Annotated in this window: 32 protein-coding genes; 19 read left to right on the top strand and 13 right to left on the bottom strand. The window is 41.1% G+C overall.

Annotated elements, in window-relative coordinates; translation table 11 throughout:
* The first annotated feature begins 104 nt into the window (after positions 1-104).
* The gene (locus AC4J95_RS19035; protein ID WP_494551201.1) at positions 105-359 is read left to right on the top strand and encodes a TfoX/Sxy family DNA transformation protein; all 255 of its coding nucleotides are present in this window, start codon (positions 105-107) and stop codon (positions 357-359) included.
* A 69-nt stretch (positions 360-428) separates the two neighbouring features.
* On the top strand, positions 429-599 hold the full coding sequence (locus AC4J95_RS19030) for a hypothetical protein (protein WP_494551200.1): 171 nt from the start codon (positions 429-431) through the stop codon (positions 597-599).
* A 68-nt stretch (positions 600-667) separates the two neighbouring features.
* Here AC4J95_RS19030 and AC4J95_RS19025 read toward each other — a convergent pair whose 3' ends face one another.
* The gene (locus AC4J95_RS19025; RefSeq protein ID WP_494551199.1) at positions 668-1,036 is read right to left on the bottom strand and encodes a YccF domain-containing protein; all 369 of its coding nucleotides are present in this window, start codon (positions 1,034-1,036) and stop codon (positions 668-670) included.
* A 131-nt stretch (positions 1,037-1,167) separates the two neighbouring features.
* On the opposite strand from AC4J95_RS19025, the gene AC4J95_RS19020 reads away from it, so the two are divergent.
* Positions 1,168-2,091: an alpha/beta fold hydrolase gene (locus AC4J95_RS19020; protein WP_494551198.1), complete on the top strand. Its 924-nt coding sequence runs from the start codon at positions 1,168-1,170 to the stop codon at positions 2,089-2,091.
* Between the two features lie 36 nt (positions 2,092-2,127).
* Positions 2,128-2,769 carry a carbonic anhydrase family protein gene (locus tag AC4J95_RS19015; RefSeq protein ID WP_494551197.1) on the top strand — a complete coding sequence of 214 codons (642 nt, stop codon included), beginning with the start codon at positions 2,128-2,130 and terminating at the stop codon, positions 2,767-2,769.
* Positions 2,770-2,816: 47 nt separating this feature from the next.
* On the opposite strand, the gene AC4J95_RS19010 is transcribed toward AC4J95_RS19015, so the two are convergent.
* Entirely contained in the window at positions 2,817-3,629 is an 813-nt protein-coding gene (locus AC4J95_RS19010) for an HAD family hydrolase (RefSeq protein ID WP_494551196.1), read from the bottom strand.
* Positions 3,630-3,927: 298 nt separating this feature from the next.
* Here AC4J95_RS19010 and AC4J95_RS19005 point away from each other — a divergent pair, with 298 nt between their 5' ends.
* The 3 genes from AC4J95_RS19005 to AC4J95_RS18995 are packed head-to-tail and all read left to right on the top strand — an operon-like array spanning position 3,928 to position 5,878.
* Positions 3,928-4,782, top strand: coding sequence for a glycosyltransferase family 8 protein (locus AC4J95_RS19005; RefSeq protein WP_494551195.1), 855 nt, complete (start codon positions 3,928-3,930; stop codon positions 4,780-4,782).
* Positions 4,779-5,660, top strand: coding sequence for a glycosyltransferase family 8 protein (locus AC4J95_RS19000; protein WP_494551194.1), 882 nt, complete (start codon positions 4,779-4,781; stop codon positions 5,658-5,660). Before AC4J95_RS19005 ends, AC4J95_RS19000 begins: the two co-directional genes overlap by 4 nt.
* Before the next feature lie 41 nt (positions 5,661-5,701).
* Positions 5,702-5,878 (top strand): hypothetical protein, encoded by a 177-nt coding sequence (locus tag AC4J95_RS18995; RefSeq protein WP_316405462.1) that lies wholly within the window; start codon positions 5,702-5,704, stop codon positions 5,876-5,878.
* A gap of 45 nt (positions 5,879-5,923) precedes the next feature.
* Here AC4J95_RS18995 and AC4J95_RS18990 read toward each other — a convergent pair whose 3' ends face one another.
* Entirely contained in the window at positions 5,924-6,394 is a 471-nt protein-coding gene (locus AC4J95_RS18990) for a MarR family winged helix-turn-helix transcriptional regulator (protein ID WP_494551193.1), read from the bottom strand.
* Between the two features lie 300 nt (positions 6,395-6,694).
* On the opposite strand from AC4J95_RS18990, the gene AC4J95_RS18985 reads away from it, so the two are divergent.
* The 3 genes from AC4J95_RS18985 to AC4J95_RS18975 all read left to right on the top strand — a co-directional run bounded on the left by AC4J95_RS18985 (position 6,695) and on the right by AC4J95_RS18975 (position 8,774).
* Positions 6,695-7,132, top strand: a complete 438-nt coding sequence (locus AC4J95_RS18985) for a hypothetical protein (protein ID WP_494551192.1) — start codon at positions 6,695-6,697, stop codon at positions 7,130-7,132.
* 187 nt (positions 7,133-7,319) lie between these two features.
* On the top strand, positions 7,320-7,574 hold the full coding sequence (locus AC4J95_RS18980) for an acyl-CoA thioester hydrolase/BAAT C-terminal domain-containing protein (RefSeq protein WP_494551203.1): 255 nt from the start codon (positions 7,320-7,322) through the stop codon (positions 7,572-7,574).
* Positions 7,575-7,859: 285 nt separating this feature from the next.
* Positions 7,860-8,774: a DUF6544 family protein gene (locus AC4J95_RS18975; protein WP_494551191.1), complete on the top strand. Its 915-nt coding sequence runs from the start codon at positions 7,860-7,862 to the stop codon at positions 8,772-8,774.
* An 89-nt stretch (positions 8,775-8,863) separates the two neighbouring features.
* On the opposite strand, the gene AC4J95_RS18970 is transcribed toward AC4J95_RS18975, so the two are convergent.
* A complete protein-coding gene (locus AC4J95_RS18970) occupies positions 8,864-9,796 on the bottom strand; it encodes a helix-turn-helix transcriptional regulator (RefSeq protein WP_494551190.1) in 933 nt (310 codons plus the stop codon).
* Positions 9,797-9,966: 170 nt separating this feature from the next.
* Here AC4J95_RS18970 and AC4J95_RS18965 point away from each other — a divergent pair, with 170 nt between their 5' ends.
* A complete protein-coding gene (locus AC4J95_RS18965) occupies positions 9,967-10,608 on the top strand; it encodes a type 1 glutamine amidotransferase family protein (protein WP_494551189.1) in 642 nt (213 codons plus the stop codon).
* Positions 10,609-10,660: 52 nt separating this feature from the next.
* On the opposite strand, the gene AC4J95_RS18960 is transcribed toward AC4J95_RS18965, so the two are convergent.
* A complete protein-coding gene (locus tag AC4J95_RS18960; protein ID WP_494551188.1) occupies positions 10,661-11,068 on the bottom strand; it encodes a YjdF family protein in 408 nt (135 codons plus the stop codon).
* Between the two features lie 624 nt (positions 11,069-11,692).
* On the opposite strand from AC4J95_RS18960, the gene spx reads away from it, so the two are divergent.
* Together spx and AC4J95_RS18950 are read left to right on the top strand one after the other, a co-directional pair.
* Complete coding sequence (gene spx / locus AC4J95_RS18955; RefSeq protein WP_494551187.1) at positions 11,693-12,118, top strand: transcriptional regulator Spx; 426 nt, start codon at positions 11,693-11,695, stop codon at positions 12,116-12,118.
* 208 nt (positions 12,119-12,326) lie between these two features.
* On the top strand, positions 12,327-12,920 hold the full coding sequence (locus tag AC4J95_RS18950; RefSeq protein WP_494551186.1) for a hypothetical protein: 594 nt from the start codon (positions 12,327-12,329) through the stop codon (positions 12,918-12,920).
* A gap of 54 nt (positions 12,921-12,974) precedes the next feature.
* Here AC4J95_RS18950 and AC4J95_RS18945 read toward each other — a convergent pair whose 3' ends face one another.
* From AC4J95_RS18945 to AC4J95_RS18920, 6 genes are all read right to left on the bottom strand, one after another.
* Positions 12,975-13,607: a pentapeptide repeat-containing protein gene (locus AC4J95_RS18945; RefSeq protein ID WP_494551185.1), complete on the bottom strand. Its 633-nt coding sequence runs from the start codon at positions 13,605-13,607 to the stop codon at positions 12,975-12,977.
* Positions 13,608-13,694: 87 nt separating this feature from the next.
* Positions 13,695-14,222: a GNAT family N-acetyltransferase gene (locus tag AC4J95_RS18940; RefSeq protein WP_494551184.1), complete on the bottom strand. Its 528-nt coding sequence runs from the start codon at positions 14,220-14,222 to the stop codon at positions 13,695-13,697.
* A gap of 255 nt (positions 14,223-14,477) precedes the next feature.
* Positions 14,478-14,642: a hypothetical protein gene (locus tag AC4J95_RS18935; protein WP_494551183.1), complete on the bottom strand. Its 165-nt coding sequence runs from the start codon at positions 14,640-14,642 to the stop codon at positions 14,478-14,480.
* Positions 14,639-15,223, bottom strand: coding sequence for a DUF1700 domain-containing protein (locus tag AC4J95_RS18930; RefSeq protein ID WP_494551182.1), 585 nt, complete (start codon positions 15,221-15,223; stop codon positions 14,639-14,641). Before AC4J95_RS18930 ends, AC4J95_RS18935 begins: the two co-directional genes overlap by 4 nt.
* Complete coding sequence (locus AC4J95_RS18925) at positions 15,220-15,534, bottom strand: PadR family transcriptional regulator (RefSeq protein WP_494551181.1); 315 nt, start codon at positions 15,532-15,534, stop codon at positions 15,220-15,222. The genes AC4J95_RS18930 and AC4J95_RS18925 overlap by 4 nt, the downstream gene beginning before the upstream one ends.
* 160 nt (positions 15,535-15,694) lie before the next feature.
* On the bottom strand, positions 15,695-15,856 hold the full coding sequence (locus AC4J95_RS18920; RefSeq protein WP_494551202.1) for a DUF6713 family protein: 162 nt from the start codon (positions 15,854-15,856) through the stop codon (positions 15,695-15,697).
* Positions 15,857-15,996: 140 nt separating this feature from the next.
* On the opposite strand from AC4J95_RS18920, the gene AC4J95_RS18915 reads away from it, so the two are divergent.
* From AC4J95_RS18915 to AC4J95_RS18895, 5 genes are all read left to right on the top strand, one after another.
* Positions 15,997-16,677, top strand: a complete 681-nt coding sequence (locus AC4J95_RS18915; RefSeq protein ID WP_494551180.1) for a response regulator transcription factor — start codon at positions 15,997-15,999, stop codon at positions 16,675-16,677.
* Positions 16,670-17,659, top strand: a complete 990-nt coding sequence (locus tag AC4J95_RS18910; RefSeq protein WP_494551179.1) for a sensor histidine kinase — start codon at positions 16,670-16,672, stop codon at positions 17,657-17,659. The genes AC4J95_RS18915 and AC4J95_RS18910 overlap by 8 nt, the downstream gene beginning before the upstream one ends.
* Positions 17,660-17,741: 82 nt before the next feature.
* On the top strand, positions 17,742-18,428 hold the full coding sequence (locus AC4J95_RS18905) for an ABC transporter ATP-binding protein (protein ID WP_494551178.1): 687 nt from the start codon (positions 17,742-17,744) through the stop codon (positions 18,426-18,428).
* On the top strand, positions 18,425-20,992 hold the full coding sequence (locus AC4J95_RS18900; RefSeq protein WP_494551177.1) for an ABC transporter permease: 2,568 nt from the start codon (positions 18,425-18,427) through the stop codon (positions 20,990-20,992). The genes AC4J95_RS18905 and AC4J95_RS18900 overlap by 4 nt, the downstream gene beginning before the upstream one ends.
* Positions 20,993-21,040: 48 nt before the next feature.
* Positions 21,041-21,349 (top strand): carboxymuconolactone decarboxylase family protein, encoded by a 309-nt coding sequence (locus AC4J95_RS18895; RefSeq protein ID WP_316405436.1) that lies wholly within the window; start codon positions 21,041-21,043, stop codon positions 21,347-21,349.
* Between the two features lie 22 nt (positions 21,350-21,371).
* On the opposite strand, the gene AC4J95_RS18890 is transcribed toward AC4J95_RS18895, so the two are convergent.
* Positions 21,372-21,758 (bottom strand): YxeA family protein, encoded by a 387-nt coding sequence (locus tag AC4J95_RS18890; protein WP_494551176.1) that lies wholly within the window; start codon positions 21,756-21,758, stop codon positions 21,372-21,374.
* A gap of 220 nt (positions 21,759-21,978) precedes the next feature.
* Between AC4J95_RS18890 and fsa the strand changes: the two genes are divergently transcribed.
* Entirely contained in the window at positions 21,979-22,632 is a 654-nt protein-coding gene (fsa, locus tag AC4J95_RS18885; RefSeq protein WP_494551175.1) for a fructose-6-phosphate aldolase, read from the top strand.
* Between the two features lie 46 nt (positions 22,633-22,678).
* Here fsa and AC4J95_RS18880 read toward each other — a convergent pair whose 3' ends face one another.
* A complete protein-coding gene (locus AC4J95_RS18880; RefSeq protein ID WP_494551174.1) occupies positions 22,679-23,701 on the bottom strand; it encodes an LPXTG cell wall anchor domain-containing protein in 1,023 nt (340 codons plus the stop codon).
* Positions 23,702-23,788: the final 87 nt, after the last annotated feature.

The raw sequence follows: 23,788 nt of genomic DNA, 5'->3' as shown, positions 1-23,788 counted from the left end.
TTTAGAAAGATCAGCTGCAAAAAAGTGATTTCTTGGTGAATTTTAATGAAAGCTGTCGTTTCCGCTTTCATTCTGGGGTATAATATATCTAAAAGGAGTCGGCGATGAGAATCTCAGAAATGAAAAATATTGGTATAGTAAATGAAGAAAAATTGGCACAGGTAGGGATTGTTGAACCGGAACAGCTGCGTGAGCTAGGAACGGAAGCGGCCTTCTTGAAAATCCGTCATCTCGTGGATGATGGCGCTTGTTTACATTTATTGTATGGCTTAGAAGGAGCGATACAGGATATTCCGAAGCGTGAATTAAGTGAACGGCGGAAAGCTGAATTACGTGATTTCTTCAAACAATTAGATTAGATTTCATTGACTTTGCTTGCTGATGGGAACATTTCACGTTACACTACAGACAAAAAGAGGAGTGACTTTTTGTATCTGATCGCATTGGTAATCTTCATTATTTTAGTCGGAGTGTACAATATCTATCTGAGTCTTGCACGACGCAGAAAAAAGAAGGTTACTCCATTGATGGTGAATATCCAAGTAACGTTGAATATTCTATTAGTTATCACAGGCTTAATCTACTTGATTTTTGGATAAGAAAAAGAGGAAGACAGGCTGTCATCCTCTTTTTTATCGTTTCTGATTTTGTGAATAGACTGATAGTATTAGCGAATCGACACGATCTGTGCGCCAAAAGGCATCAGTGCCAAGCGAGCGAGCTTCAATGATTGTGCAGCGAAGGGGATTCCGACAATAGTAATACATAGCAACGCAGCACTAGCAAGGTGCCCTAAGGCTAAGGGAACACCAGAGACAATCAACCAAATAATATTAACGATAAAATTTACGCCCGTCGCATGATACACCAGATCTTTGCCAAAGGGCGCGAAACTTAGACTGGCAAATTTGAAGCACTGTAATCCGATGGGGATGCCGATAATCGTGATACACCATAAGAGGCCTGCAAGACACCAAGTCAATCCACCAATCAGACCGCCGAAGATAAACCAGATGATATTACCTAAGCAAGACATATTCCATCCCTCCATTTACTAATAGTGTACCATTTTTTGCTAGATACACATCCAACTTAAGATGGAAATTCAAACGGGATCGCGTTTAAGTCAAACGAAAAAAATAAGTCTTTTTTAGAAAGGAAATGAGTATGTTAGAAAAATTTGAAATACGTTCAGTTGATCAGAAAACATCATTGCAGGGCTACCACTGGTCCTGTGAAGACCCATGGGCGGTTCTTCAAGTGACACACGGGATGTCGGAGCATCTATTACGTTATGAGAAGCTTGCAGAATATTTTAATGAGCAAGGAGTTGTAGTGATCGGGCATGATCATCTTGGACATGGCGCCTCGGCTCAAGCGGGTATGCAGGGATATTTCCATGATGAAAAAACAAAACACGGCTTGGTTCAGGACCTTTATCAGGTGACTGAGTGGGGAAAACCCCACTATTCTGATTTGCCATTTTTTATTTTAGGTCACAGCATGGGGTCATTCGTTCTGCGCAATTATTTGTATGATTATGGTGAGGGAATCGATGGCGCGATATTGATGGGAACCGGGCAGCAGCCAGTCTGGATGACTCGCTTTGGACAGCAGTCTGCCAAGCTATTAAGCAAGCTTCAAGGTGAAAAGCACTACAGTAAGCTGATCGATCACTTGGCTTTTGGCAATATGAACCGCAAAATATTCAATAAACGAACAGACAAGGATTGGTTGTCCACGCTTTCGACCGAGGTCGATGCTTACCTAGCTGATCCCAATTGCGGCTTCCTCTTTACGTTGAGCGGTTATCAAGAACTCTTTTCCTTGATCATTCGGTCACAGGACTCGGAATTATTGAAAAAGGTGCCGAAAGACCTGCCTCTACTATTTTTATCCGGTAAAGAGGATCCAGTTGGTGATTTTGGCAAAGGAGTGATGAAGGCTGCAGGAGCTTACCGCGCAGCAGGGAGCAAACACGTGATGGTCCGGCTATATGAAAATGCTCGTCACGAGCTGCTGAATGAAACCCAAAAAGTTACAGTTTTTCATGATATTTGCATATGGATGGAAAATCTTTCTAGAAAATGATATCATTGTAAAAATTTTAGGTAACTGAGGGATTTTATGAAAGCAGAATTTTTGATTGATTATTGCCATCAAGATGACTGGCAACCGCAAGGCGGACAAAGACAATCGCCAATCGATATTCAGACTTCTCAAATTGAAAACAATGATGTACTTGCAAATATACAGGTTAATTTTTCAGATACTACCGCAACTTTCCTAAACAATGGACAGAATCTGCAGCTATTAGGAGCAGGCCAAGCCAGTTTCAATAACCGCTTGTTTCATTTTGTCCAAATGCATTTTCATTCTGATTCGGAGCATCGTTTAGATGGAAAAACCTTTCCATTAGAGGGACATTTTCTCTTCCAAGCACCTAACGGCCAATTGGCTGTGATTGGTGTATTCTATCAAGTAGGGGAACATAACTCAGACTTCGAGAACGTGTTGAACCAGTATGACCAGCAGAAGGGCGAAGGCACTTTTTCTGTCGCTGATCTCATTCCTGAGAACAAGAGTTACTATCATTATATCGGTTCTTTAACGACTCCTCCGTTGACCGAAGGGGTGGAATGGTATGTGATGCAGTCTGTTTTAGAAGTATCAGCGGAGCAGGTTTTGCGCTTTATCGCGATTCACGGACGCAATAATCGTGAATGCCAACCAATCAATGAACGAAAAGTATTGTGCTATAACGAATAAAGGCGCTACCAGTGTCTGGTAACGTCTTTATTTATGCACGGATAAAATTACGCCAGATATTCCTTCAAAACAAAGGCAACGCCGGAGTCCTGATTTGATTTTGTCAGCTTATCAGCGATTTCTTTGACGGCTGGTGCGGCATTTTCCATCGCGATACTGTTCCCACTGATCTTTAGCATCTCTAGGTCGTTTTCTTGGTCACCAAAAGCCAGCACATCAGATAATTTTACTGCTAAGTGTTTTGTTAAAAAGTTCAGTGCAGCACCTTTATTGACTCCCTCGGCCATGACCTCGAGCCAATACTTATCAGAATAAGAGCTGTTGATCTGTTTCTTCTCTAACTGGGAACGCAGTTTCACCAGTTTGCTAGTATCACCATCGGTAAACGCCAGTTTGAAATAACTGATCGCGTCCTTTTCAATCTGTTCCCAGAGATCTTCCACTTTTGATTCCTTCAAATTAAATTGCGCGTAATAAGGACTGTTGACCTCATTTTTGTCCTGCGCAAATGAGATACGGTCGTCCTGCGTTGAACGGCTGGCGACCACTGTCACACCAGCTTTCATCGCAAGGGATAGCGCTGTTTTTACTGTTTCGGGAACGATCGTATAGCTTTTCAACACTTCTTTAATCTCACCATTGTCAATACGTGCCACATAGGCCCCATTAGAAGCCAATGTGTAGCCGTTCAACTGCAATTTTTCAAATACTTCCTTCGCTGACTGGATAGAGCGTCCGGTTGCCAAAGCCACAGTGCCGCCTTGACGATCGAATTCTTGCAATGCCCAGGCGTTTTCCTCTGAAACCTGTCCCTCTTTATTTAATAGGGTACCATCAAGATCTACTGCTACCAATTTCATCTATATCCGTCCTTTTTTTGATTACTCTATATAAAGAGTAGACCAATTTTCTTTAAATGAACAATTAAACGCTCATTTGAATATGAATGCATTGCAAAAACAATAATTTAAATAAATCTTTAGAAAAAATTAATAAATTGCGAATTAGCCCAAATGATGGGGTTTTAAACTGATTTTTTGAATAAATGTGAGGGGTATCAAAGCAATAATTTTGCTTAATCGTTAAGAAGGGTCTAATCTAAATTTTGTAAACACACGTTATTAATTGAACAAAATTTGTAATAGGAGTGAAGGTTAAATGTTCTCAAAAATTGAGGAAATTCCTGTGGTCACAGCAGCTGATGAAAATTACGCTCCTTATCTGAGTGTAATGATCTCAACCTTACTTAAAAAGACTGCAAGAAATACACCGGTTCGTTTCTTTATTATTGATGACGATCTATCGGTTTCCAGCAAAGAAAAATTGATCCAAACAGCCCACCAGTATTCTAATGCTGCTGTTATTCAATTTGTAAAGGTAGATGAAGAAATCTATGAAGATTTTCTAGTCAGCGACCATATTACGACGACTGCTTACTTTAGAATCTCAATGCCAAAAATTCTGGAAAAAAAGAATTTTCGAAAAATTCTATACATTGATTCAGATACATTAATTTTAGATGATATTCAAAAGCTTTATCAACAGGATTTAGCTGGGAATACGATCGGTGCTATCATCGACCCCGGACAGACAAAAGCATTGGAACGTCTTGGCGTTGAATCTGATGATTACTATTTCAATTCAGGGGTGATGGTGATTGATGTTGATCGTTGGAATCAGCAGCATATTACGGAAAAGACGATTGATTATCTAGAAAGTAATGGAGATAAGATCATTTACCATGATCAAGATGCGTTGAATGCCGTTCTATACGAGCATTGGCAGCCATTTCATCCACGCTGGAATATGCAGTCGTCACTAATCTTTGATAAACATCCAGCCCCAACAAAGGAGTACGATGAAAAGTATCGGGAAGGGCGAAAAAATCCCGCGGTGATCCACTTTACCGGCCATGACAAGCCTTGGAACACCTTGGAAGGACACCCATACCAGAAGATGTATATGGAGCTATTGAACAAAAGTATATTTATGAAAACGGTGAATGTAAAATGAAAAATGACAAGATAACGATCGTTTCCAGCAGTAATGATGGATTTGCTGAGCACGTCTCAGCACTATTTGTCTCTGTTTTAGAGAATACGGATCGCTCAACCAAGACCTTTGATTTCTATGTGATCGATGATGAAATCAGTATCGCGAACAAACGCTTGATGCGTGAAACGTTGAAAGAATACGATGCAATGCTGCATTTTTTAACAATTGATAAGAAATATTTCTCGGACGCGGTGGAAAGCGACCGAATCCCAGAAACAGCCTATTACCGGATCGCCATCCCGGAATTGTTCCGCGATCAAGACCTTGAACGAATTCTCTATTTGGATTGTGACACGATCGCTTTAGGCGACATCTCTGAATTATGGCGGATTGATTTGACAGGCTACACACTGGCGGCGGTAGAGGATGCCGGTTTCCATCATCGACTGGAAAAAATGGATATCGTTTGTGATTCGACGAAATACTTCAATTCCGGCTTTATGCTGATCAATATGAAGAAATGGCTGGCAGAGGATGTGACGAATCGTGTATTGCGATATATTCATGACAATCCTGAGAAGCTGAAATTCCATGACCAGGATGCCTTGAATGCAATCTTGCACGACCATTGGTTGCAGCTTCATCCAAAATGGAATGCCCAAAGCTATATCATGAAGCGGGAAGTGGAACATCCCGATCCTGAGGGTGAAAAAGAGTACTTTGAAACCCGCAGAGATCCGATGATTATTCACTATTCAGGACATGTCAAGCCATGGAGTCCAGAATTTAAATCAGCACTGAAAAAATATTATGAGGAATACGAGGAATTAACGGCGTTTCCTGATGAGGATGAAAAGTGCCCAGCAAAACTGTCTTCAACCAGAAAATTAGGCTAATTGAACCTTAATAAAAGAAAACTATAGGAGGCTTACAAATAATGGTACATTTATTGAAAAATACTTGGGATAATCCCAGAAATCATGGTCGACCTCATAAAATGAGCAAAAAGAATGCAGCAAAAAAAGATAGTGCGGTTCGATCGTTGATCTTCAAGATTTTATCCGTATTCGTGATCGGCTTTCTTACTAAGAAAATCAGAGAACGGAAAAGTTAATCCATTAAAAAAGGCCTAAGAGAATTATTCTTCTCTTAGGCCTTTTTATTGGCGTCCCCAGCGATTCCGCGGGCGGTGCTTGATTTGCGGTTCAATTTCATTAATTAATTTCGTCATAATGTGATCAAACTGTTCTTTTTCTTCCAAAGTCAAGGCTTCCAATACAACTGGTTGGAAATCATCACTTTGCTGCGCAGCTATTTTACCGCGGACAGTAAGGTGGATGTTCATCACCCGTTTGTCTTCTTCTGATTTTTCGCGGGTGATATATTCCTTTTTTTCCAGCTTTCGGATCATTTCAGAGGCGGATTGCGGACGCATATCTAATCGGCTGACTAGCTCCTTTTGGGTGATCGTCCCATGTTCCCGAATGATCGCTAAAATTTGTCCTTGTCCACGATTGCGGTTTTCAAATTTGAAGGGTCCACGGGAGTTTTCACGGAAGAATTGCATGAATAAGCTATTTAATTCCAAGTATTTTTGCGTTAATACAATATTTAGTTCTTTTTCATCCATTGTTTAAAGCTCCTATTCATTTAAAGAGATAACGGTCGAATTCTTCATTGATTATTTTATCAGGTTACCGAAATAATTCAAAGCTATTTAGTGATAGTTAGGATCGCTATTATGATTTGGCTGTTTTTCAACGAAAAATCAATCAGGATCGAAACAAGTGCAACACTGCTTTTGGGTTTAAAAGTTAAGTGCTCTGGATCTTTGCAAAAGCGTTCATTTATTTTGGGGTATCGACCTGATTAGATGATAGAATAAAAGAAGTGAGAACGTTTTATAACGGAGTATAGGGGGAAAGTGCTGTTGGCAACGAAGGATTTGTTGGTAAACAAAGTGGATCAAGGAATCTTGCAAGGCTATTCCTTGAGAATGAAACAAGGAACGTCTGTAGGAACAGTTATCGTTTTTGGCGGTTCAGAGGGCGGCTGTAATTATCAAAAGGCTGAAGAGTTGGCAGGTCAAAGCTTTGAAGTGCTGGCGTTGTTCTTTTTCGGAAAACCAAATTTGCCGCGAGAACTAAAGCAAGTTCCAATCGAGATTTTTGAAGCTGCTCACGCGTATGTCACAAAAAATTTCGCGGATGCAAACGAGATAATCGTCTTAGGAGAGTCTAAGGGTGCAGAGCTTGCTTTAGTGTTAGGAAGTGAATACGGCCATTGCATCGATAAAATTGTTGGGATTGTTCCTAGTAGTCATGTGTTTTACGGGTTAGGAACAATGGAGGAAGAGGGCTCTTCATGAACTAAAAAAGGTCAGGAAGTACCGTATCTTTCGCTTGAAAGAGTGAAAAAGCGATGGAGTTTAGCGACTATTCGAGCATTTCTACATTACCTTTTTCGAACGTTGTGGGAGAAGCCGGTTTCTTTTCGAAAAATATATGAGCTGTGTATCAAGCTGGACGAAAATAGCGAGGAAGCCCGAATAAAAAATCGAAAAATTTTCTGGAGAACTGCTCTTGATCGCTGGCGGCGATGATCAGCTCTGGCCTTCGGATCAAATGGTGAAGGATATCCAAGCGCATCGACCCGTTGAAAATACCGAAGCAATCGTTTATCCGGGGGTCGGCCATTCAATTGGCGGAGTTGTTCAGACAGATCAGTTGATCTTAGGCGGAACAGAGGCATTGAATCGAGCCGCTTATGAACCAATGATGGAGAGAATCATCGCTTTTTGTCAAAAATGAAACTAATTGTCGAGCAGGCTAGCCTACTAACGGTTTGCCTGTTTTTGTGTTATGAAGGAGATTTTTGAAAGGCAGGCAAAACTGCTAGCAATCATAGACTTAGTGTCAAAATTTATCAAGTGATCAGATGCATGTTTTCTTGCATTCTTCCTGTAATAATACACTTGAATTAGTAATTGAGAATTACTATTATTTATTTTTAAGCCTTTGGGCGGATGGCTGTTGTCGAAGTTTCGTGTATAGTAAGAAGTAGGAACAAGATTATTCATGAAAGGAAGGATGACCATGCTGTTTTTATGGGGATTAGCTATTGTTTTAGTATTAGTGATCATTTATCTGCTTATCCCAGGCGGGCCTGCTTGGAGGAACTATCTGACAGATGTCGAAGATTCATTTCAGCATGAACAATCTTCTGCGAAACCACAGTTAATTACGGAAGAAGCCGTGGCTCAACTGCCGCAACTTCTCAGGAAATATCTGAAGAAGAACGGCTACGTCAATCAGCCGATGATGTGCAACATGTATGTTCAATTTGAAAATACAAAGTTTCGGATGGCTGCGGATAAAGATCCGATTCGGATTGCTTTTTGCCAAGTGAATTTTGTCGACCGCCCCGATCGCTATGCTTTTTTGAAAGCAAGGATGTATGGCTTGCCTGTTCATGTGAGGGATAGTGTGAAAGATGGGCGCGGGGCAATGATTGGGGTGATTGCCAAGCATTTTCAATTGTTCAATTCGACTGGTCCAGAGATGGATCAAGGACAATTGATCACGGCACTGGCTGATGCTGTTTTTATGCCCAGCTTGTTTTTGCAAGAGTACATAGAATGGAAAACGATTGATTCCCGCAGGATTGAGGGAACAATCACATGGAACGGTGTAAGCGCCAAAGGTCAATTTACCTTTGATGACTCTGGTGACATCATTCGCTTTGATACCAATGATCGGTATATGGATGAAAATGGCAAGGGAACATCCTTGGTTCCGTGGTTTGTCCTGTACGAGAATTATGAGAGTGATGACTACTATCGCAGACCAGGATGTGTCAGTGTAAATTGGCGACTTCCACAGGGAATCGATAATTACTTTGTTAGTGATCAGATTAAGGTCCAGTATTCGATAACATCATCAGAACTGAATAAACGACCGAGTTCAGAGAAAAACAATAAAATCAAAATGATACGCAAGTTTGGGCAATGAAAAGCAGGTTGTTAAGAGTTCTAGCTTCTTAACAACCTGCTTCATTTTATTGAATTATTATATGAAGCAGATAGACAAGTTCTGTTCATTTAGTTCTCGTATACTGCAGCGATATCCTGTACTCTACGCTTCATCTCTGCTCGAATATGTGAAGGCTCTAAACACTCGCAATGTTTTCCGAAGCTGAAAAGAATATTGTAGCAGTACTCGTTCTCAATGAATGGGAAGTTAACGATATAATGATCAGCACCATCTGGAGTGAAATTCTCATAGGCACAATAATCTAGCACTTGATCCATCACGGTGTTGTGAATGCGAAGCTTGATAATTATTTGGATTGTTTCCAAAATATCATTGAAGTCCAGCTGTGGTTTTTGATAGTCTCGCGCTGTAAATGATTCCTCTTGCATCCGCAGATTTGTCATGCGCACAACTTTGAATAGGCGAAAGTCTTTTCTAATCAGACAATAGCCCTGCCAATACCAATGGCTGTTTTTCAATACAAGCTGGTAAGGCTCAGCTGTTCTTGTGGTCTTGTTTCCGTGAGTGTCGGAGTACTCGAATGAAAGCAGCCTATTATCCTGCATGGCGGCTTTGATTATTTCTAAATAAGGCTGGATATTTTTATTGCCAATCCAAGGACTTAGATCAATCGACAGCTGATTTGATTTTACCTCAATGTCTTTCGCCTGATCTGCAGGAATAAAGCTTTTGACTTTGGCTAAGGCATTTGTCAGTTCATTTCCCTGCATCATGTCGGATAGGCTAGAAAGCCCCAGCATGATAGCGGAAAGATCGGCGGACGAAAAGACTTTCTGATCGACCTTGTAATTTTCCATAATCTCAAAGCCGCCTCCGACGCCTGAAGTTGAGTGGATAGGAATGCCAGCCATATTGATGGTGTCGATATCGCGGTAGATCGTGCGAGAGGAAACTTCAAATTTATCTGCCAGTTCTTGTGCACTGACTCTTTTTTTATCTAGCAGCAGCATTATGATGCTGAGCATCCGGTCCATCTTCATAAGTGAACAACCTTCCAAATTTTCTTATTTTTAGTTTAGATTGTTGACATACTGTTGTCAACGATTGTCACGTATACTGTGTATATAGAAAGTTATTGAATGACATACGGCATTCGTATCAACCTAACTTTTTCTTGAAAAAACGATTACTTTAAAACGAGGAGGAAATTATGAACACAATTTATGTTTATGTGATGGATACGTTAGCTGACTGGGAATTGGGACACCTGACAGCGGAGCTGAATTCAGGCCGATTTTTCAAACAGGGAGCTCAACAAGTAACGCTTAAAACGGTAAGCTATTCGAAAGACCCGATTACAACTATGGGCGGGATGACGATTATTCCTGATTGTGTCATCGATGACATCGTGGTGAGTGAAGCAAATATGTTGTTGTTGCCAGGAGCAGATACATGGAACGATCCAAAGCATGGCGCGGTCATCGAAAAAGCTAGTGCGTTTCTTTCTTCAGGTGCCAAGGTGGGGGCGATCTGTGGAGCGACTGCTGCCCTTGCTAATGCTGGATTATTGGATGAGCGGACACATACGAGCAATGGACCAGGATTTCTGGACATGATCGCTCCTAGTTACAAGGGTCAGAGCTTTTATGTAGACGAGCCGTCGGTTGCGAAAGATAACCTGATCACTGCCAGCTCTCCGGCCGGTTTGTTATGGGCAAAACAAATTATTGAGCAGCTAGATGTCTTTGAATTAAATACATTAGATGCATGGTATAACTATTTCAACACTGGTGAGGCTGAGTACTTTTATGCCCTGATGCAGTCTTTGCCAGCTAATAATAAAGAAGAATAGCAGGGAAGTAAAAGAAGCAGCTCAGATCTATTTAGATCGGGCTGCTTCTTTCTTAATGTCCTTTATGCTTTTCACGTTTCTTGGCTTGCTTCTGTTGAAAACGTGCTTCAGCATACTCGGCTTTTCTTTGGCGCTTCTGCGATTTGTTCACTGCTTTTGCTTGATTACGGATTTCGCTGATAGCAAGCTGAGCCTTTGTAGAAACGACCGGCTGACGTTTTTCACGATTAATTAATCGCTGCATACGTTTCGGATTCAATTTCTTTTCAGACTTTTGCTCAACGATTACGGAACCGGACTGCTCTAGTAAGTGCGGCAAACGTTGGAAAATAAAGTCCCGCACGTCTGGATCTTTTGGCTCCGCTCCAAAAACATGGCGAATCGCTTGATAATGGCCGTCTGTTTCAGCTTCAATCAAACCACACCAAAAACTGCCATCGAAGTAGATCGTCAACTTCATGATGACACCTCCCCTGATTTTATTCTCAAGCAATGGACAACCCAGGGAGGGCAGGTTACTGACATTTTCATGCGGCGGACTACCAACCGCCATGTGTTTTTATGCTCATCTTCAGTTTACTAGCTTCGAGAGGAAAAGCAAGCGCTTATTAACTTCGCTTTTATAGGAGAGGCTTCTTATACAGAAGCTTTCTTAGTGCTTGCTATGTAGGAAACATGGAAACCCTCATAATAATTTATATGGATTTTTTGACAAGTTCAAATTTAAAACAAAAAATCATTAAAATATTCGATTGATTATGACTTAAAAAGATAATTTTAGTTAGATAATCATATTTTTACTTCTCGGGGAAATATTTGAGTCAATCTCATGAGCATCGTATCTGGCAGTTATGAAACATTCCTTTTTCAAATAATAAATACTGATTTATCAACGTTTTAACAACTTATTCATTTATTCTCAATTTCAATATTGTTATAAAAAGAGGTTGTTTTCACATGTTTTAAATACTGTTTTTTGATACTTTTTAAAAATTAGATTAACAAAGGGTGGCAAGTGCTGTAACGTATTAGGTGTAGAATAACAGAGTATATTAAAAGACTTTACAGAAAGGTGTTAATCAAAATGATCAAATTATATGGCTCGGCTAGTTGTAATTCGTGCAGGAAAGCAAAAGCATGGCTAGAAGAACAAGGACTAGATTTTGAAGAAAGGAACATTATTACTGATCCTCTTACAAAAAGGGAATTGAAAGAGATTCTTGCAATGACAGAAACAGGCACTGAGGAAATCATCGCGACCCGTTCAAAGGTCTATAATAAATTTACGTGCAACTTTAATGATTTGTCACTGAATGAGTTAGTTCAAATCATCGAAGAGAATCCCGGCTTGTTGAAACGTCCGATCGTGATGGATGAGATGAGAATGCAGATTGGCTACAATGAGGATGAGATCCATCAGTTTGTGCCACGCGAAGTAAGAAATCTGACTTCTAAGAGATTGAGTGAAATGCTGATGTATATGGATTTAGAAAAACAAGGTGTTGTATAAAACGATTTAAGAAAAAGACATCGAATAAACAGCCATCGATTGGAATAGCTGTCGAAACTTGGTGTGAAGAATCAAATAATCGGTCAAACCAACACCTGCAGTCTACATTGCAGGTGTCTGTCTTTTTTCAGAATTCCTTTTTGAGGATATTCTGATATGAAGGATATATTTTTCATTTGAGAAAAATATTGGTTGAAGGGGGCTTATAATGAATACAGATGTTGAAAAGAAAGCAATCGATAGTATGACAAAGGCTGGGATCAGTTTGGATCATATCCAACTGCAAAAAAGAAATATTTTTCAAGATACACATCTAGAGTCTTATTATGACAAGATAGAAGATAGCGAGCGCCCACGGATAGACATCCCCGTTCAGAAAATTGTTGCAGTAAAAACCAATCAGACGATCGCAGGAAAATCTGTTTATGACCTTTTTATGGGTGCAGCTGAGGACGATCGAGAAACTACTAAGCTTGAAGAGAACTTACGCTCTCTGGAGGAGAACGGGCTAGCCTCCCAACAAGCATTTTATGCTGGAAAGATCAATCTTGAGGGAGATCATCCCATCAAGTTCAACCATTATCAGGATGATGATTGCTACATTCTTCAGGAAGATGGTATCTATCGGACAGTCGCGGCAAAAATGTTCGATGCTCCGGTAATGTCGGGTATCGTGACCGCTTATAAGTTGAATGAAGAGAAGAAGAAACAATACGATGACTATGAATCGCTGAGAAATCTCCTGCGTTTAACGGATATCAAAGGACTAACGCTGGACCTATTTCAGGATAAAAAGGAATAAAAATAAAGGAATCCAATCTCTACTTTAAGTAAAGTAGGGGTCAGGTTCCTTTATTTACATATATCCCTCAGCTTCCTTTCGGGTCAGCCAGAAATGAATCCCGCCAGTAGAATCAGCCCAGCGATTGGGATTGAAATTCTCTGCCTCCACATATTCACCTACACGATAGACAAAATTCCCATCAACATATGAAACGGCTTCGTCATAGTCTTCGTTTGTATACATATCTTTAATAGTCAGTACTTTAGCTTTATCACATCGGCAGCAAGTGTTTGTTGCAGAAGTTCTGCGCGCATCAGCTGGGATCAGCAGTTGAACGATTCGAAAATCAAAGCACTTTTTATAGCCGATAAAAGGACCTTCTGCCGGGCAATACAAATCAAAAAACTGGGTTCGCTCATCGTGGATAATATCCGTCAAATCGGCATGCTCCAGCATCGCGAAGAAAAGATTTGCGCCAGAGATATCTGCGTCACGCAGGCTGCAGTTTTGAAAATCAGTTCCTTGTAAATCCGTATCTCTAAGAATCGCCTCTGAAAAGTCACAATCAATACATAAACAATTGCTAAAGTTCGCCCCAGTCAGATCCGCATTCGAAAAATCCACTTGCTCAAAGGTCATATCATGAAAATTAGCCTGCTGAAGCCTGCGAAATGAGTAATCATGTTTCTTCAGCGTAGCGCTCATGGGCATCACGTCCTTTCTCAGACTTCTTTTCTATCCCTATTTTATCATCACATTCAACAGGTGCCTATTGATTTTAAGGGGAACGGCTTATAAATTGATCCAATAAACTTGAACTTCTTTTCTATCATCATGGATAAATTCTTTTTCTAAAATTCCGCCGTTTTTTAGAATCGTTTTGGCTGAAGGAATATTTTCTTTGTAGCAGGCTACCATCACTTTTTCCAATCCAAGCATTCTGCAATAGTCTAGTCCTAAACGCAGAATCTCTGTTGCGTAGCCTTTCCCGCGTTCACTAGGGCGTACACCAAAACCGATATGACCTCCAAATTCACGCAAAAACTCATTCAATTCGTGGCGAATATTGATCGTTCCGATGACCTTTTGATCGCTATCCCGCAGAGCGATCAAGGTAGTAGAAACCACCCAATCAGGAGCGACTGTTGCTCTATCGGATTCTTTGGACAGATGTGCCAGCCATGCACTGTAGCTCTCCATTTCTGTCAGCAATGACGAACCGTGTAGCGAATCTTCACCGACAGAAAAATGCTCTTCTGTGTAGTCCTTGACTGCGGCTTCATGACTTTTTCCGGGTTGGACTAGTTTGATTTTTTCCATAACCTTCACCTCTTTAGCTTTGTTTCTTATTGCTAGTGTAGCATGATTTTGTTGAATAAAATAGCTCATTCAAGGATGAAAAGGGGTTGGTGTTAGGAGTATGAAAAATTGGAGAGAGCAAAGGATTATAGCTAGCATGATATCTGGAGCGATCGATGCAGACAAGATGATCCGAAGCATAAATAGTAGAAAATAACTTGGTCAGAAACTAAAAAAAGGAATCCTCTTCGTTTCTACGAAAAAGATTCCTTGTATCTAATCAATATAAAACCCTACGACATTGTACCAATGACGGTCTTCATAATCCATTCGATAACGATCAGTAGAGAATCCGGATAACGCATAGCCTAGCATCATCAATAAGATTCCAGCCCCGATCAAATACGTAGCTACTTTTGGCAATAAAAGTTTGGATTTCATACTTGAACCACCTTTCTTTGGAAAATGTTGCGGCGAATGATTCGCATTAAGCTGCGGTGCATATTCATGAAGACTGCGCTGAACTTGTATGTCAGCCACATGCATAATAGACCAAACCCGAACAGGAACATCCCTGCACCAAGTTGAGTAACACCCATAAAGACTGAATTGAATAGAACAAATGGGCTGGTGAACGCTGCGGCTACACCGCCGATGATCGTTCCGGCAGCTAAGCAAGCACCAGTGAATGGAATACACCAGATTACGATATCAATACTTAAAAGAACAAAAAATACTGCGAGTGCTAAACTGCCCCACAATGGAAAACCGAGAATCAACAGAGTGATCCAAAGCCAGTTAAACCGACGGGGAACCCTAACTTCCGTTGGGATACCAGCCGCTTCATAGGCTAATTGCTTGGGATCCCCTAATTTCTTGACGGCAGCTCGTTCAGAATAGCCATCCTCCATCAAATCTAAAATCATTTCATCGTAATATTCAATCAAGCGATGGACTTCGCTAGGTCTGACTTCATAAGCTAAATAATTGCTTAGTTCCTTAATAAATTCCACTCGATTCATTCTTCGACACTCCTTTTAATGTAATAGTGAACTGCTTCTACGTCGTTCCATTCCTGTAAAAATTTCTGAATACTGGCAAATCCTTGATCTGTTAAATGGTAGTACTTTCTCAGACGTCCATTGTGAACCTTTGAATAGGTAGAGACCTTATTATTTGTCTCTAATCTTTTTAAGATTGGATATAGTGTTGATTCGGTAATCTCAAGATGTGGATGGATTTCTTTCACGATTTGATAGCCGTAGGAATCAATGTCCACTAATGAGGCCAAAACACAATACTCAATCAAACCTTTTTTTAATTGACTTTCCATCAGCAACACCTCTCTATACGTTATACTATACATTACATAGTATAGAGGGACTATAGGACTTTAGGCGTATTTTCGAAAAAGCAGAAAATAGGGTCAAAATGAGTAAAGTTCTATAGCTATTTTGATTGTTTAAGAAAAGACGATTGGAAATGAATCCTTTTTATTGCGCGATCAACAACAAAAATAAAAGTATTCCAGCAATGATTCCGGTGGAGTTAATAATCAGCTTAGACCATAAGCCAGTTAGGTGATTCTCCGGATGCTTTCTGAAAAAGTAATGAAGAAGCAGATGGCAAATAAGAAATAGATCAACGACGTACAGAATGATCGTGCTACTTAAAGGAATTCAGTGAAAAGACAAAAATAATAACAGGTTTCTATTTTGCATCGATTATTTAAGGTAAAATGAAAGAAACGACAAGGATGCTTTTAATTATAGATAGTCAGGAAGGGAACGTTACGATGACACAGCTATTTTTAGTGGAAGATGACCAAGTGATCGCGAAAAATTTAATCATTTTACTCCAGTCTGAGGGGTTTACTGTGATCCACGCCGCAAGTAAGAGTGAAGCTCTGATGCTTCTGTCAGAAAATCGTTTTGATATTGCTTTGGTGGATATTTCTCTTCCTGATGGCAATGGCTTCACGGTCTGTACGGAAATAAAGGCTGATCAAACGATTCCGGTTATTTTTTTGACGGCTTCTGGTGATGAGGCGAGTGTAGTGACGGGCTTGAACATGGGAGCTGATGATTATATCACGAAACCATTTCGATCACGGGAATTATTGGCGCGAATAAAAAATGCGTTGCGAAAACATGGGCAGGGACAGGCAATATTTGAGGTTGCTGGGATTACTGTCGACATTACCAGCGGTATCGTGCGAAAAAATGGCAATGAAGTTTTTCTATCGGCTTTAGAATATCGTCTGCTGCTGGTATTCGTAAATAATCCGAAAATCATCATCACACGTGAACGATTGCTAGATGAAATCTGGGACGCGGCAGGCGAATTTGTGAATGACAATACCTTGACCGTTTATATCAAACGCTTGCGCGGAAAGATCGAGAATGAGCCGACAAATCCTCAAATCATTCTGACCGTTCGCGGAATGGGGTATCGCTTAGGAGGCAGCAATGTTTAGAAATCAGGAATTTCGCAGGTTCGCTTTGGTGTTTGCAGTGATCACAGTCATTTTGGCTGTGTTTGGTTTCAGTCAAAATACGGCCGCTGGGATGCTGGTCTTATTTACTGCGCTTATTTTTGGTGGTTTATTTTATGCTGCCACAAAAGCCCGTTATCAGAAAATCGCGCAAATTTCTGATCAGATTGATTTGATCCTGCACAACGAAGATCATTTATTTATCGAAGAGTTGGATGAAGGGGAGCTTTCGATCCTGCAAAGTGAGGTCGCCAAAATGACACTGCGGATTCGTGAACAGAATGCAGCCCTTAAAAAAGAAAAGGAAAACTTAGCGGATTCGTTAGCGGATATCGCTCATCAACTGCGCACTCCTTTAACCTCAGTCAACCTTCTTTTGTCTTTGGCAGCGGAAAGCACTGATGAAAAAGAACGGAAAATGAATCTGCGAGAAATCGAAGCGTTACTTTTACGGATGGACGGCTTGATTACAGCGTTATTAAAGATTTCGCGCTTAGACGCGGATGTTGTAGAGTTTCAAAATGCGTCAGTTAACGTGGCCGAGTTAGTAGAAACTTCTTTGCGCCCATTTTTAGTACCGCTTGATTTGCATGAGATTCAGGTAGTAACGTCTATTGCGCCAGAGAGTACAATCCAAGGTGACGAGATTTGGCTATCGGAAGCCCTGCAAAATATTCTAAAAAACTGTATTGAAAGCATTGGCAAACAGGGAACGGTTGAAATCAACGGAAGGAACAATCCATTATTTACCGAAATTACGATTCACGACAGTGGTAAAGGCTTTGAAGTAGCTGATTTGCATCACTTATTTGATCGTTTTTATCGTGGGAAAACTGGAAGCGCGAACGGATTCGGGATCGGAATGTCGTTGTGCCAGTCGATTATTCAACGTCAAAACGGTACGATTGTGGCGAAAAATCATCCAGCTGGAGGAGCATTATTTGTTATTCGTTTTCCAAAGTGACGAATCTCTCACTTAGAAGTCACCAAGCTGAAAGGTGAAGCTTCTATTATATAGGTGAACCATGAGGAAGGGGGCTCATATAATGGAGCTGTTGAAAATCGAACATCTTAGTAAGGTTTATGGAAAAGGTGAGAACAAGGTCGTTGCATTGAATGATGTGTCATTGACGATTGAAAAGGGGGAGTTTACAGCGATTATTGGCACATCTGGTTCGGGAAAATCAACGCTGTTGCATATGATCGGCGGTGTGGATGTGCCTACCAGCGGGAAAGTTTTTTTGGATGGACAAGATGTGTATGCGCAAAATAATGAAAAGCTGGCGATTTTTCGTCGGCGACAAGTTGGTCTAATCTATCAATTTCATAATTTGATTCCGACATTAAATGTGGTAGAGAATATCACACTGCCGGTTTTGATGGATAAGCGCAAGGTCAATCAAGAACGACTTACCGAATTGTTGGCGCTCTTAGGGTTAAGTCAGCGAAAAGATCATTTGCCGAATCAGTTATCCGGCGGACAGCAGCAACGGGTCTCAGTGGGACGGGCGCTGATGAATGCTCCAGCAGTCTTGCTGGCGGATGAACCAACAGGGAGCTTAGATAGCAAAAATGGGCACGAAATCATCAAGCTGTTAAAAATGAGCAATCGCAAGTATGGTCAAACCTTAATTGTTGTGACTCATGATGAAGAGATTGCACTGCAGGCAGATCGAATCATCGGCATTTCCGATGGACGCGTGACCCGCGATGAGAGGATGGTGCAATCATGAACATCTTCCATAAAGTCACGTTGCAAAATATGAAAAAAAACCGTACACGAACACTAGTCACGATTATCGGCGTCATTTTGTCGACTGCCATGATCACCGCGGTCGCCACCTTTGCTATCTCGTTGCAAGATTACATGGTGAGGGGCGCGGAGCGAAAATATGGCGATTGGCATGTTGAATTTTTAGACGTCAGCTCTGACTTTGCTAAAAAGCAGGCGCAGAATAAAGATGTTCTAAAAACCGCTGAGTATGAGGATATTGGATATGGCGAGTTAACTGGTGGAAAAAATCCCAATAAGCCTTATCTGTTTGTCGCAGGCTTTAATCAAAATACATTTGATACCTTGCCAGTAAAAATGCTATCCGGTAGGCTGCCGAAAAGCAGTCAGGAAGTTGTTATTCCAGCGCATGTTGCGGCGAACGGCGGAGTGAAATATGCAATTGGGAAGACTCTTTCATTAACGATTGGCGATCGCATGAAAGGAAATAAGCGTCTGAACCAGCACGATGACTGTGACGATTCACAAAAAGAGCTAGAATCATTGTCTTTGAGAGAATCCAGAAGCTACAAAATAGTCGGTATCTGCGAACGTCCTGGCTTTGAAGAAAAGAGCGCACCTGGTTATACCGTGATTACACTTGCCGATAAAGCTGAGAAGCAAAAGAATCTCAGTGTCTTTGTCACGCTTAAAAATCCGAGAAAAGCCCGTTCTTATGCCGATAATACGGAAATAAATCAGTCTTATACCTTGAATGACGAGGTCCTGCGCTTTATGGGAGTATCCGATGATACAGTGTTTAATCTGCTGCTGTACTCCATTGGGACTATCTTAGTTGCATTGATTATGCTGGGCTCTGTCTTCTTGATCTACAACTCCTTTACAATTTCGCTGAACGAACGGATGCAGCAGTTTGGCATCCTAGCATCGGTTGGAGCAACACCGAAGCAGCTAAGAAATTCTGTTCTGTTTGAAGGTCTGTGCATCGGAATCGTTGGCATTCCATTCGGGATTCTATTAGGAATCAGCAGCATAAAAATTGTTATTACTCTTGTTGCCAAAAATTTCAACAATCTTCTCTATAGCAATAACTCACTAGACTTAACTTTGTCTGTTCCTATCCTATTGGCAGCAGCGGCAGTTAGCTTGATTACAATAGTGATCTCAGCTTCGATTCCCGCAAGAAAAGCGGCCAATACACCAGTAATGGAAAGTATTCGTCAATCGAATGAAATAAAAGTTTCTTCTAAAGACGTCAAAACGACCAACCTCTCGGAACGGATATATGGCTTGGAAGGGATGTTGGCGCTAAAAAATTTTAAACGCAATAAGAAACGATATCGGACGATTATTCTATCGTTGGCGCTGAGTGTTGTATTATTTGTGTCAGCGCGAGCTTTCGGCAGCTGTTTACAGGAAATAGCTAAACAATCGGTGGTAGATACGGATTATGATATTGTGTTTTCCAGCTCGGAACTGTCGGAGGATGAATTGTTCCGCCTCTACGAGAAATTCCAAAAAGTTGAAGGAATTACCAGCAGCTACTATCAAGCGATCGTGCAATATACTAGCCAAGTGAAATCCAGTGATTTTTCTAGTCGTTATCGAGAACAGGTGGAGCCAACCAATAAACAAAACCAACTGTCTCTCGATGTCCAGTTCATCGAAGACGAGGAATACTTGAAATTCATTCAAAGCATGGACCTGTCTCCCAAAGAGTACACAGGTGAAGACGGCAAAGTAATCGCTGTCGCAAAACGGAGGATAGACAAAGGGAAAGGGAAAACTGAGCTGATCGATTTGTTCGCCAAAGATGAACTGACTCTGACGGCTGCGCCAGAAATCGCTGGAAAACCTGCTTGGGATCAGCAGAAAAAAATCAAGGTAAAATTTGCGGACACTTATCCGATGGATACGTTACCTAGACAGCCGGCTGAAAAGACACCCTATGTTTTCATGGTAGTGGCACCTTATCAAATGAAGGATAAATTTTCGTTAACTGGTATAAATCAGGATATCGGCTTGACCTTTCTGTCGAAAAACGCCGCTCGTTCAACCGCAGAAATGAAAAAAATCATCGAACAGGAAGGGATCACGGCACAATATGATTTGTATAACGTCAATGAGATTTTTGAACAAAATCGCAATACTATTTTTGTCGTCAATATCTTCAGTTATGTCTTTGTTGCGATGATCTCACTGATCGCGATCGCAAATGTCCTCAACACGATTTCAACCAATATCAAATTGCGAAGAAGAGAGCTGGCAATGCTGCGCTCGGTTGGGATGACGGATCGAGATTTCAACAAAATGATGATCTTTGAATGTATCTTTTATGGTTCGCGCTCGCTTCTATTGGGCGTTCCAGCCGCCGGCATCATTTCATGGCTGATTTACCAAGGCATGACAAAGGGTGGGGCAGAAATTGCGTTTCATTTTCCATGGAGTAGTTTGTTGATCAGCATCCTAGGTGTCTTTCTAATCGTAGTGATCACAATGCTCTATGCAGTCGATAAAATAAAAAAGGAGAATATTATCGAAGCACTGCGCGATGATCTAGCCTAAAGTATTGCTAATCTGATACACTTATGGAAAAAAAGGGAGTGTATCCAGATGACTATAAGCAATTCTTTTGAAACATTTGCGAAAGAAGCACCAGAGTATCAAAAAGCCTTCAACGAAATGATCCATTCGTGGGGAGAAATCAGTGTGTTAGACGATAAGACCCAGCACTTGACCTATCTTGCCGTTTTAGCCGCAACTGGGAAAACAAGCGGATTACCATTTCATGTCATGCTAGCCAAGAAAGCCGGAGCTACTCGTGAGGAAGTGATCAGCACAATCATGGTCGGTTTACCAGCTGTGGGAAATGAAGTACTGAATGCTTTGCCAGCTGCTTTAGAGGCTTACGATAAAAATTAAAAAAATGCAGGAATGATTTCAATCATTCCTGCATTTTTTGTCTTGGATCAATTTTTTTTAACGCTTTTTCAGGCACTTGATCACGGCGAACTTCTTCATAGGTTTCAATATGAGCCCCTTTATTGGATAGTTTTAAATAGCGATCAGTCTTAAGTTCAGTGATTCCGTTAAATTGGATCGTCCGTGTTTTTCCATTTTCATCAGCAGCGATTTGCTGGTAGTTTGCTGTTCCGTAGCCATTGACTGACTGTGGTTTCGTTGTTTTTACATAAATTTCACTTTTAGGAACTAAAGGATTCAGCTGGTCAAGGGTACCTGCAACCTCACTGGATGAATTTTTGGAATAAAGCATCGCTCCAAATAGCAAGATGAAAATTCCGATGATAACTCCAAGTATTTTTTTGATCATAAATCGATTGATCGTCCTTTCAAATTTGATACATTTAGCTTATCAAGGATTCATGCGCCAAAAATCGGGCGAGGGACCTATCTGCGACTAACAAAACTGTCACAAAGGTTCGGGCTGTTGTTGAAGTGGTTGAGGGGAGTGAGTATACTTGAAGAGAAGGAACGTCGGCGGAATGGCAAATGATGTTGCAGTGGAACAAGCTATTAAATAGGAGGAAAACATGAAATTTTTTCTAGACACAGCGAATGTTGAAGAGATCGAACGAATCAATCAGCTAGGATTGGTAGACGGTGTCACGACAAATCCCACAATCATTGCAAAAGAAGGGAAGGATTTCGAAACGGTCATCAAAGAGATTTGCGAATTAGTTGATGGACCGGTCAGCGCGGAAGTCACTTCGTTAGACAGCGAGGGCATGATTAGCGAAGCTCGGGAGATCCATCAATGGGCGGAGAATATCGTTGTGAAGATTCCCATGACCGAAGCAGGGCTAAAGGCTGTTCATACGATCTCGCAAGAAGGCATCAAAACCAATGTCACCCTGATCTTTTCTGCGGCACAGGGGTTGATGGCGGCTAAGGCTGGAGCCACCTACGTCAGTCCTTTCTTAGGACGTCTGGATGATATTGCTTCTGACGGCATTCAACTGGTGTGTGATTTAAGAGAAATTTTTGATATTTACGACTTTGATACGGAGATCATCGCAGCCAGTGTACGAAATCTAGGACACGTCGAAGAAGCGGCTTTAGCAGGTTCGGACATTGCGACGATTCCAGGAAATCTGTTCCCTAAATTATGGAGTCATCCTCTTACTACTAATGGCATTGCCCAATTTGAAGCCGATTGGCAAGCCTATCAAGAAAAGAATAAATAAAAAAAGATCAGTGAGCGAGAAATTCTTCGCTCACTGATTTTTTTTCCTATTTTTTACGATTTCGGCGAACCATGATAAACGCGATCAGCGCTAAGATAATCACACCGGCTACAGTCAGCCAGGTGCGTCTTTCTTCACCGGTTTTTGGTAGGAAGCCGCCTTTATCTTCTTTTTTGTTATTGTCATTATTTGCAGGTGACTTGTTTTCGGCACTTTGTGTAGTTGAGGTTTCCGTAGAGCTTTCAGATGTTGAAGTATCTGTCGTACTGGAGCCGGTCACCCCATTACGAACATCGTCTTTTTCTGCGTAACGACTGATCCAAGCGATGATTCCAGGGAAGAAGTCACCTTCGGTTCCGATCATTTTTTCCTGAATCGGCGAAATGTACTTCAAGACATTCGTCAATTCTTGATTGCTCATTTGGCGGATCGGCATGAAGGAGCTGTTGCTAGGGTAAAGTGCCGCTAGATAAGCTTGCAGACTATCGATCTGATCAATCATTTCAAGAGCATTGGTGTAATTATTTGGATTGTAGCTCAAAATATTTTCAATCTTATCCCAAGATAAGGTCTTATCTTTGTAAAGAGCTTGCAGGATACGGGCATAACCGCCGACATCCAAACCGTAAGTATCAGTACCTACTCGCTCACAAAGGGTCATGGCATTCAATAATTGTTGATCTGAATATCCGTCAACTTCACTAGGCGTAATAATGCTTTTCATTGAATCTTCTTTTAGCATCTCGCGAAGCTTTGCGGGATCGTGTTCGCTGCCGATTGGATCGTTGCTTTTCTTCACGCCAGTTTCCTTTTCGATTTGTTCGATCGTATCATCCTTGGCTTGCTGAATATCTTTAACCTCGCTGTTTTCAGTCGGTACAGCGATTGTCGACTCAGTAGTGGCACTGGATTCAACCGTTGCACTGTCCGAGCTTTGAGTTTCAGTGGGGATTGTTTGTTCAGTAGCAGCTACAGGGGAATTATCCGCTGTAGAAGAGCTCTCAGTTTCGGCATTTACACCGATGGGGAAGAGAATTAATAACGATAAAGCAAAAAAAGTTTTTTTCAAAGTAATCACTCCTTATTCAATAGTATGAGTTCATTTTTCAAAAAGCGAAAAATGAGTCTCATCTTCATGCCGTATACCAACCAACTA

This window comes from Enterococcus sp. GPZ-007 (genome assembly GCF_059374735.1).
Note: the sequence above shows the minus strand (reverse complement) of the source record. Positions and strands in the feature narration are given on the sequence as shown.